Source organism: Desulfosporosinus nitroreducens, from assembly GCF_023897015.1.
Classification (GTDB): Bacteria; Bacillota; Desulfitobacteriia; order Desulfitobacteriales; family Desulfitobacteriaceae; genus Desulfosporosinus; species Desulfosporosinus nitroreducens.
Genome location: NZ_JAMHFY010000012.1, coordinates 150,942 through 161,507, shown reverse-complemented (window position 1 = coordinate 161,507; position 10,566 = coordinate 150,942). Strand labels below are relative to the sequence as shown.

8 protein-coding genes are annotated in these 10,566 nt (G+C 38.9%); 1 reads left to right on the top strand and 7 read right to left on the bottom strand.

Translation table 11 applies throughout. The annotated features are described in order from the left end of the window. The 4 genes from M8E35_RS14665 to M8E35_RS14650 all read right to left on the bottom strand — a co-directional run. A partial coding sequence (locus M8E35_RS14665; RefSeq protein WP_252469937.1) for a trimethylamine methyltransferase family protein occupies positions 1-440 on the bottom strand: 440 nt, incomplete at its 3' end. 32 nt (positions 441-472) lie between these two features. Then, the gene (locus M8E35_RS14660) at positions 473-1,108 is read right to left on the bottom strand and encodes a cobalamin B12-binding domain-containing protein (protein ID WP_252469936.1); all 636 of its coding nucleotides are present in this window, start codon (positions 1,106-1,108) and stop codon (positions 473-475) included. A gap of 482 nt (positions 1,109-1,590) precedes the next feature. Beyond that, complete coding sequence (locus M8E35_RS14655) at positions 1,591-3,411, bottom strand: sigma-54 interaction domain-containing protein (protein ID WP_252469934.1); 1,821 nt, start codon at positions 3,409-3,411, stop codon at positions 1,591-1,593. 276 nt (positions 3,412-3,687) lie between these two features. Then, on the bottom strand, positions 3,688-4,113 hold the full coding sequence (locus tag M8E35_RS14650; RefSeq protein ID WP_252469932.1) for a YkvA family protein: 426 nt from the start codon (positions 4,111-4,113) through the stop codon (positions 3,688-3,690). A 266-nt stretch (positions 4,114-4,379) separates the two neighbouring features. On the opposite strand from M8E35_RS14650, the gene M8E35_RS14645 reads away from it, so the two are divergent. Next, positions 4,380-4,547 carry a DUF1540 domain-containing protein gene (locus M8E35_RS14645; protein WP_073030166.1) on the top strand — a complete coding sequence of 56 codons (168 nt, stop codon included), beginning with the start codon at positions 4,380-4,382 and terminating at the stop codon, positions 4,545-4,547. A 211-nt stretch (positions 4,548-4,758) separates the two neighbouring features. Here the strand turns inward: M8E35_RS14645 and M8E35_RS14640 are convergent, their stop codons facing one another. From M8E35_RS14640 to glgA, 3 genes are all read right to left on the bottom strand, one after another. Next, positions 4,759-5,325 carry a DUF502 domain-containing protein gene (locus M8E35_RS14640; protein ID WP_252469930.1) on the bottom strand — a complete coding sequence of 189 codons (567 nt, stop codon included), beginning with the start codon at positions 5,323-5,325 and terminating at the stop codon, positions 4,759-4,761. 106 nt (positions 5,326-5,431) lie between these two features. Beyond that, complete coding sequence (locus M8E35_RS14635) at positions 5,432-8,989, bottom strand: bifunctional glycogen debranching protein GlgX/4-alpha-glucanotransferase (protein ID WP_252469929.1); 3,558 nt, start codon at positions 8,987-8,989, stop codon at positions 5,432-5,434. Positions 8,990-9,120: 131 nt separating this feature from the next. Further along, positions 9,121-10,560, bottom strand: a complete 1,440-nt coding sequence (gene glgA, locus M8E35_RS14630; RefSeq protein WP_252469928.1) for a glycogen synthase GlgA — start codon at positions 10,558-10,560, stop codon at positions 9,121-9,123. Positions 10,561-10,566: the final 6 nt, after the last annotated feature.

Here is a 10,566-nt window from a genome sequence, read left to right as displayed (position 1 = left end):
TCCATGGCAAAGGATATATTAGGCAAAGCATCGATTACTTTTGCCGCCCTTACAGTATCGGACTTCTTAGCACGGCGGCGTTCTCCAGTGAAAGGATCGATGGTGTAAGTATTCGTGGGACCCGGGCCATAATAAACGTTTTGTCCTTCCAAGAACATGGTACGTTCACCTTTTTGATTAGAAATAACAATTCGTGAAGGTGCACTGCGAATTGCCCACTCGACCAGGTGGGACGGGAAACGCACCATGTTGCCGTCAACCCAACATCCCCCTTTTCTAAAAACTTCTAAAGCCTCTTCACTGTGTATCTCCGCACCCGTTCGCTCCAGCACCTCGAGAGCACCATTCAAGACATTTTCACATTGGTCATCGCTTAACATCTTTAATTGTGGTGTTGCATTAACTTGATAGTTGGCCCTAATGTATTGGCTTCTTGACAAATCACACACGCTCCTTCCTTAAACTTATTTTACTAGGCTAAAAGTTTCTTACAAAGATCCGCGGCAGAACCTGCATCAGGGGCAAACCCATCGGCACCAATTTCATCGGCAAAGTCCTGAGATATTGGGGCACCACCAATCATTACTTTTACTTTATCGCGCAGGCCCTCTTCTTTTAAGAGTTCAATGGTATCTTTCATAGCCAGCATGGTTGTCGTAAGCAGGGCAGACATGCCGATGACACCTGGCTGATGCTCTTTTACTGCTTGTAAGAACTTTTCTGGACCCGCATCTACGCCAACATTAATAACTGTAAATCCAGCACTCTCTAACATCATGCCGACTAGGTTTTTTCCGATATCATGAAGGTCTCCTTTTACTGTGCCAAGGACCACTTTACCAGCGGAAGGGATATCTTCACTTAAAATTAATGGCTTGACGATATCCATTCCAGCATTCATAGCGCGCGCTGACATTAATACTTCTGGTACATACATTTGACCAGCCTTAAACCGTGCTCCGACGACACTCATACCGGGTATTAGTCCTTGGTTGATAATTTCAACAGGATTATTCCCAGCCCCGATAGCCTGTTGAGTGAGCGATTTTACTCGGTCAAGTTGACCAGTAATGATGCTTTGAGAAAGATCTTCATAATAATTTGGCATTTCTTTTTCTACCTCCCTTATTAAATTTATTGGTACATGTCATTTTGATTATTGCAAAAATTATGCCAATTAAATGAATACTAATAGTCTTGATTTTTAGCCATTGATAGCGTAATAGGCAGATTGCAAATATCTTATTTTGAGATTTCCATATTACTTAAGTCTCAAAAGGCAGTTATATTACCGATTCTTAATTATCCTAGAATAGGATTTGAAATCTTGATTTAGGATTTTTGCATTCCCTGCAATTACTGTTATCGACAACATGGACATAAAAATTTTCAGACGTCTTAGCAAATAACCATTACTATCGTCACTGGAGGCTTTCATCACCGAAGTAGTACGGGGTATCACTCCCATTTGAAGTAGGAGTCTCTCGATTGGTGAACTAATAGAAAAAGCTTTTCGGACAGATGTATAATCATATCCAAAAAGCTTTTGAGTATATATGTTGAATCTTAATTTGGAATTTGCTATTTCTATTAAAGAATCTTAGTATTTAAACCTAGGTTTTTTATCTTTCTGTAGAAAGTAGATCTACTCATACCTAAGCTATCGGCAGCTTTTTCTTTAGCTTGACGGGTACTACCAAACTTTTTTAACGCAGCTTCGATCGCATTTTTTTCCAGATCAGCTAGCGTTGGTTGAACATCACTCGTTGATAAACTAGCATTATGCTCAAAATAATCATTTACTCGAGAGGACAAGAAAGTGCTGTCGATGACATTTTTGGTGGCAATATTTACTGCATACTCAACCGCATTTTCCAGTTCCCTTACATTCCCCTGCCAAGGATAGGTAAGCATTTTTCTCTGAACTTCTTGAGTAAAACCGGTTATTTGTTTACCTAAAATCAGATTATACTTATCCAAAAAGTGATGCAGAAGAAGCATCAAGTCCTCTTTCCTTTCACGTAACGGAGGAATATAGAATGGAATAACACTTAACCTATAAAAGAGATCACTTCTAAATAGTTTTTCTTTGATCATTTCTTCGAGATTGCGATTTGTGGCTGCGATAATCCGGACATCAATCCATACCGGCTTTACTCCACCAATTCGTTCAATTTTAACTTCTTGCAACACTCGCAATAACTTCACCTGAAGATGCATCGGCATATCTCCAATTTCGTCCAGAAAGATTGTCCCATTGTTTGCAAGCTCAAATTTCCCTGGTTTACCTCCGCGACTAGCCCCGGTAAAAGCACCTTCTTCATAGCCAAAAAGTTCACTTTCTAAGAGCATTTCTGGAATAGCCCCGCAGTTTATAGCGATAAATGGCCCATTTTTGCGATGGCTTTCTTCATGAATGGCCCTCGCAAATAACTCTTTACCCGTTCCACTTTCGCCGGTAATCAAAATTGTCGAGTCGGTTGCCGCGACAAGTTGCATTTTTTGTTTAAGGATGGTCATAGTTTTGCTTGTTCCTAATATTCCGTCCAGAGTATATTTGCGATCTTCCCTAATCAAACGACCCGCTAACTTCCGCAATTCGCGGATACTTCGAAATGAAATAACCAAACCGATAATTTCCTGATTCGTTTTTATGGGTGTAATGGTACTGATAAATAGGCATACTTCTCCCTTGTTGATATACTGGATTTCTTGTTCAACATATGGTTGTCCCAGTTTTAACACTTTAGGAACTGAGAACCCTTGGAAAATATCGTTTATGTGTCGCCCGCAAACTTGCTGTGTAGAAATATTCAATAACTTTTCGGCAGACTTGTTAATATGGGTAATAAAACCTGAATGGTCAATAGTTACGAGCCCCTCGACAATGGAATTTATAACTGCACTGAATTGGTTGGCCATTAATGAAAGGCGTCCATGCATTTCATTCTCGCCAATTTTGCTGCTTATCAAGGCTGATATTTTCATTAAAAAATCAAGCAGTTTATCTCGGTTCGAAAGCAACTCGTTTTTTTCCCTGTCATCAAAAGCAAAAATTGAAATTGTACCAATTACATGCCCGGTCCATATTATTGGTGAAAGTATTCCTGCCTTGAGTTTACAAATAATTTTTTGATTGCAGTCTTTACAGATATTGTGATTAAGCGGTTCGTCATCTAAAACAAAGTTGCTGCCGCTGTTAATTATCTGTCCAGTGATTGATCCTTTCCCGTATACAAAACCAATTTCACTTTGGTATTTTCCCGTCCCAGCAATTACTTCTAAGTTATTATCAATAATAGCAACCTCAAATTCTATGACTGCTGCGATCACTTCTGCTATTTGTTGGACATAGGATTTGTTAAGCTTTAATTCAGAAGTTAGTGACAATAATTTAGATACTGAAGACATCTTCTACCCCTCACCCACATTCAAACTGAATTCTTTTCACATTCTAAACTGAATTATTATTTTCGATATAACTGTTAATTTCAATTCTACAACCAATTCCAGCTCAAGTATAGATGGAATCTTTCCAATTTTACAAATATTTTATTCCTCTTGAAAGTGATCCCCCTAAACTGTGTTGTTTGGGATTAGACAATAGTCTTTACCCGGGTGACTATTGTTTTCTTTAAACGAGAAGTGTTCCTATTGTTGCAGCATCAAACTTCGTAAAACACTCTCTTAAGAAGATGCTTCAGAAATAGTTGAATCAGGTTCGACTTGCTTTTTCCAGAGCTTATATCGTTCAAGATCAACGCTCACTTGGGATATAACAAAGCCAGCTACTGCCGCGTCATCGATTAATCCTGCAAAAGGAATATAATCGAAAATCCCGTCTATGGGCGATACAAAATAGACGATTCCCAGGACTATCATGAGAAGCGAACGCATGGGCATTTCCTTATAGTTGCCGTTAATCCAATCTTTAAATACGCCAAATAAGAGCTGAAATTTCTCCCAGGTTTCGCCAAGCGCACCTCTTTTAGCGTTAGCTTTTTTCATGGCATTATTGAGAAGATCTAACGATTTTTTCTTGTCCGTAATATACTTGGCCGCCTTCTTTTGATAGGGTTTTAATCTTTTATTATTGAGTTTGTCTGTGGTCATGTTAATCTCAGCTCCCTTACCAGACTATTAATGAATTGATTAATTAATATCAATTCTTCTTAATCTAAGTAGCTTGTCCCTGATTGTAGCTTCATATTTTGCGATTTTCAATATCCTAACCTTTTAAATATTTTCTGTTTGTTGTTGACCATTCCAGTTCCAACTTGCTTATATATTTTGTCAATACAATCATAAATTAATAGACATAAAAACCAAATTAACTGGAGATATTAAACTTTGAATTCACTTGAAGGAGGAATACTAATATGCCAGCTAAAAAAATGCCTCAACCTAACGGCGGAATAAAATGCGTTGTTAACACTTGCCATTACTATGGTTCAGGTGATCATTGTCATGCCGACAAGATCGAAGTCCAATCTCCTAACGCTAGTACCACTGAAATGACTGACTGTGCAACTTTTCTTCCAGAGTAATTAGTTCTCCATTTAACTATAACAAAGAAATTTTAAGGCATGTCTAATCAGGCATGCCTTAAAATTTTTCAAATCATTTTATAAATCTATTTACTGGTTTCATTGTAAAAAATATCGTCACCAACAGTCAAACAATATCAGTAAGATCATTTAAAATGTTCTCTCAGCTAAAGCCATATTATGCCAAGAATACAAAGTCACATCGTTTCGCCTAGTTCGTCTTTTTACTTAAGAGTCCCGCAGATGCAATAAATTTCAAGGCCTCTTCGGAGGAGACTTCGAGAAGTTGAACTTGCTCTTGCGGTACGACAATTAAATTCCCTGCCCATTGCATTGACTGCATTAAGTAGACTGCCACATATCCTTTGGGAATAAAAGCGCTTTCTTCATCATTAGTAAGGAATCCCAAAAGTTTAAGTTCACTGGACATATTGACCATGACTAATCGGGAAAAGCCTTTTTTATTAGCAGAAAAAGAATTTACTGTGTCTTTGATAATTCCGTAAATGTTGCCAAGTATCGGAATTTTAGTTAAGAGCTTTTCCATGTAATTTAGTAATCCGTTCGTCAGCCAATTTGATGCTAATAAACCTACCAGAAAAATCACTGCCAGGGTTACGATCACTCCAAATCCCGGAAAGTATAAGCCAAACCTCTCTAGCATTCCTTTAAATAAGCCATCAGTTATTAAAAACATTTTATAGAGAATGTAGAAGGTAAGCACTAAAGGAGTCAGTATTAATAACCCTTTTAGAAAAATCCCGATAAATTTCTTCAATTCCTTATCCCCAATTTTCAAAAATTTAAAATAGAGTTATTTAATTAATTAGTAAGTATATCGAATAAATCTATTACGCCTATTATTCTATTTAATACTTCAAATGTCAAATCTGCAATCTTTTTGCTTTTTCGGCTTGGGTAAGAAGCCAATCTTTTATTTCATCCAGATCAACATTTTTATCGAGTTGCCACTTCCAATTTCCATGAACCGTCCCTGGGACATTCATACGAGCTTCGTCGCCCAACCCTAATATATCTTGCATCGGTAAAATAACCCAAACCGCTTGACTCAAATACAACTCTTCAATCAACTGACGACAGTCTTCGCGGACTTCTTGACTTATGGCCTGTTGAGATGAAGTAATGCTGACTTGGCCCTCCTCTTCCGCTAAGTAATTCCTCTCACACCAACCGATCAAGGTATTATTATCATGTGTACCCGTGTAATAAACGAAATTAGTTTCCGGACCCATTACATCCACTAACAACTCTTTTGGCGGCGTAAATTGAAGCACCTTAATTCCGGGAAAGCTAAACATCTGCTTTAAAACATTTACTTCAGTAGTGATAATTCCCAAGTCTTCAACAATAAAAGGGCATTTTCCAAACTCCTCAAACATGCTTTCAAAGAATCGTTTCCCCGGCCCTTTTATCCATCGCCCTCTTTCAGCAGTCTCCTCCTCAGCATCCACTTCCCAAAAGGCTTCAAATCCTCGAAAGTGATCTAAGCGGATATAGTTAAACTGATCTAAGGCAAAGTAAATCCGCATTTTCCACCAAGAATACTGAGAAGTGGCATTAGCCTTCCAGTCATAAACTGGATTCCCCCATAATTGACCGGTTTTGCTAAAATAATCGGGGGGGACTCCTGCTGTTTTTGCAGGTCTGCCTTTTTCATCAAGAATAAACAACCTGCGGTTTACCCATACATCGCAACTGTCGGCCGCTACAAAATGGGGCAAATCCCCCATTATTTTAATCCCTTTACCCTCGGCGTAAGTTTTTAGTTTATTCCATTCATAAAAGAAAGTGTATTGTAGAAATTCATTAAAATCTCTTTCTTTTTGGAGAAGCAATGAATAATTGAATAACGCCTCTGTTTCACGAGAAGCAATTTTAGATTCCCATTCGAACCATGGAGCACCCCCGAAGTGAACTTTAAAGGCACGAAAGAGAACGTAGTCCTGAAGCCAATCTTTATGTTTGGCTTGAAATTTTGCATAGTTTTCTTGAGATAGATATTCTGAGTATTTATAAGACAGATATTCAGAGCTTAAGGATATTGAAGAGTTAGCCCTGCTTGATTCAAGACGCTCAGTAAATTTTTGATAGGCCTCATAGAGTAAATTTTGCTTAAGTTCTTTTAGCGCTTGGTTTAGTAAACTTTCCCGAAGTCCAATATTTATAAGCTGTTCATATTTTCTACGAGTCTCTTTCAGATCTAAAAGGCCCTCATTAATCAAATGATCAAGACTGATAAAAACTGAATTTCCCGCAAATACGGAATCACTTTGGTAAGGACAATCTCCTGCCCCAGCAGGATTCAAGGGTAAGACCTGCCATATCGATTGTCCGGATTCAGCTAAAAAATCCACAAAATCATAGGCTTCCTGCCCTAGATCTCCCAACCCCCAAGAAGATGGCAACGAGCTAATATGTAATAATACCCCGCAGGAACGCTGAAGTTGCAAATCGTGAGGAGGATTTTTTTTAATAAGCAGAGCCCTTCCGCTTAGAGCATTGATTGACACAGCACTGAGCGTTTCTGAACTAAGTCTTTCTCCATTGATTAAATCAATTATAAATGGAGCAGACGAAAGTTTTGGACTAAGATCGACTAGTTTCAGTTCATCTCGGTGTCGATTGATAAGGATAACTATTTCTTCCTCATTCCCTGCTCGAGAGAAACCATAAACATCCGGCTCGAAATAAAACGGCTCAAATTGACCCGTTTGAAGCACTTCAAATTCAGCTCGCATTCGCAGGATTCGTCCATACCAATCATTGATTTCTCTGTCTTCCCTGCCCCATGGATATGTTCCCCGGTTATAAGGATCAGAATAACCTTCCACACCGGCTTCATCCCCATAATAAATACAAGGAACTCCGGGAAATGTCATTTGAACCAAACTCAATAGTTTGAGTCTTTGTACTGCTAATCGCCGTGCGGGCGGTGAAAGCCGAAAAGTTCTCTGCTCTGTATTCGTCAAACTCTTTTCTGGTGGAGCATTTCCTAAAAGAGTCAAAACTCGAATCGTATCGTGACTCCCGATTAAGTTCATGGCGGCGTAAAAATTCTCTCGAGGATAATTTTCATACAGACTCATAATTTGTTGATAGACATCCTTCGCATCACTTTGCCCAAGCATAAAGCTAAGTAAACTATTCCTGAAAGGATAGTTCATAGCGGCATCGAGTTCATCCCCCAAAAAATATTGACGTGGACTGTCATAGCTGATTTTATTCGAAGCATCTTCCCACACTTCCCCGATTAATACAGCGTTAGGGTTAATGGATTTAATCGCTTGGCGCAGTTCCTGAATAAACTCATCCGGAAGTTCATCAGCCACATCCAGCCTCCAGCCAGCCACACCAACCTTTAGCCATTTTTGAACGACACTGTTTTCGGAGCCGTAAACAAACTGTCTGTAGGAGGAGTTCATTTCATTTACTTCAGGCAGGGAATCAACCCCCCACCAAGATTCATACTCTTGGCGATCTTTTTTAAACTTATACCAACTATAATAAGGAGAATCTACGGATTGGTAAGCACCGACTTCTGGATAATTCCCATATTTATTGAAGTAGATGCTGTCACTTCCGGTATGGCTAAAGACACCGTCAAGAATAATCGAAATTCCGCAGTGTCTTGCTGTATCAATCAATCGTTTAAAAACCAGATCATCCCCATACATGGGATCGATTTTATGATAATCCCCAGTATCATATTTATGATTGCTTGATGCTTCAAATATTGGGTTGAAGTATAGAATACTAATCCCTAATTCTTGAAAGTAAGGCAACTTTTCAATGACCCCTTGCAGGGTTCCACCAAAAAAATCCCAATCCGTCACTCTACCCTGCTCATCCTTAATATAGACAGGCTGATCTGACCAATCTGCGTGCAACAGAGTGTTTTTCCGCGGATCACAGATGAACCCTTTTTCGTGAGGATTAAAGAACCGATCAATAAATATTTGGTACATAACTCCTCGCTTATACCACTCAGGGACTACTGTTTGCTTATGAACCGTAATTTGATAGGCCGGCGGTACTTGTTCCCAGAGACTGCCTATTCCCCCTAACCTTTTATTATTATTTCCATAGTAGTAGATATGAGAGCCTGCATAAATTACGAAATAGTACCAAATTAGTCCGGGAGTATTTGGTACTGCATATTCTGCCTCATATGATTCTCCCTTCTCAGCAACCTCAAAGGATCTCTGTTCTGAAGACGCAACATTATGACTTCTCTTCTTAGTAGTTTGGTGCATCAAATTAGTAATTTCCCTGTCAGTTTCCCATAAACGAAGAATACAAGTGTCAATAGGAACTGGCGAAATTGCACTAATACGAAAGGTTATCTTTTGACCACAGTTGACTGAGCCAAAGGGATCACGATAATAAAAGTCATGCGAATTATGATACGCCACAAATTCCATACTTATCACCTATACCCTTGTCGTTTTTTATTGATCAAATCGCAGAAACCAAACTCTGCAAATATGTATGATACATGTACTTGTACAAGCTAACCCATTTGAGCAAATTTTTAGAGTAATCCCTATGAATCTTAGGATATTTGCAATAATGACCTATATAGTTCGATGTACGCATTTGCAGATCTGCTCCAACTAAAGTCACTTTCCAAACCCCTTAGTCGTATATTATTCCAAACGGGCTTATTTTCATAATATATACTCAATGCTCGTTGCACTGTAAATAAAAATTCATGAGCATTATAGTTTACAAAGCTAAATCCATTGCCTGTTCCCATAATATCATTATAAGGAATGACCGTATCCTTTAATCCTCCGGTTTCACGGACAATGGGAACGGTTCCATAGCGCATAGCAATCATTTGAGCGATACCACAGGGCTCAAAACGTGAGGGCATTAGCAAGATGTCCACTCCGGCATATATCTGATGAGCTCTTTCATTAGAAAATTCTAATCGTATAGCCAGTTTCTCAGGATATTTAGAGGCAAAATATTTCAGCCTTTCTTCATATTTTTTCTCTCCAGTACCGAGGATAACCATCTGAATATCCAGTTCCAGAATCTCTTCGATAACATGGGCCAAAAGATCAAAGCCTTTCTGATCGACGATTCTGCTTACCATTCCCAAGATAGCACACTCTTCTCTAACTGGCAGTCCGATTGTTTTTTGCAGGTGCTTTTTGTTTTCTGTTTTAGCCAGAGATACATCATGAAAAGACATTACCAAATAGGGGTCGTTAAAGGGGTCATACACCTCATAGTCAATGCCATTGAGAATACCCGTCAGAAAATCTCTTCTTTTTCTTAACAAGCCATCAAGATTTTCCCCATAAAAAGGATTTTGGATTTCCTCTGCATAGGTTGGACTCACTGTCGTGATCTGATCTGCATAAAGTAAAGCACTCTTCATGAAATTAATCGCTCCGTGAAATTCCAAGCCATTTTCCTTATAAAACTCCATCCCCAGACCCACAATATCATAGAGAACTTCCTTAGGAAAAATCCCCTGATATTTTAGGTTATGAATTGTAAAGAGAGTTTTAATTGGGTAGTATAGAGGCTCACGGTTATAAAACTCTTTGAGCATAAGCGGGATTAATGCGGTATGCCAATCGTGACAATGTATGATATCTGGTTTAAACCCCGGTATGTGGATCAGACTTTCAAGGGCAGCCCGGGAAAAGAAAGCAAATCTTTCTGCATCATCGTATTCCCCATAAACATTTGAACGTGTAAAATAGTACTCATTGTCAATAAAGTAATAAGGTATCCCCTGATAAACCGTTTCTTCCAAGCCGCAATATTGTTTACGCCAAGCAACTGGGACGTCGAAATGGGACAAATGCTTAAACTCTCTCTGGAATTCTTTAGGGATACTGCTATACTTAGGCATAATAATCCTGACATCAATCCCTTGTTTATGCAAGAAGGCTGGTAACGAACCCGCCACTTCCCCTAAACCGCCAGTTTTAGCAAAAGGATCGGCTTCTGCAGTCACAAAGACCAGTTTCATACTCTC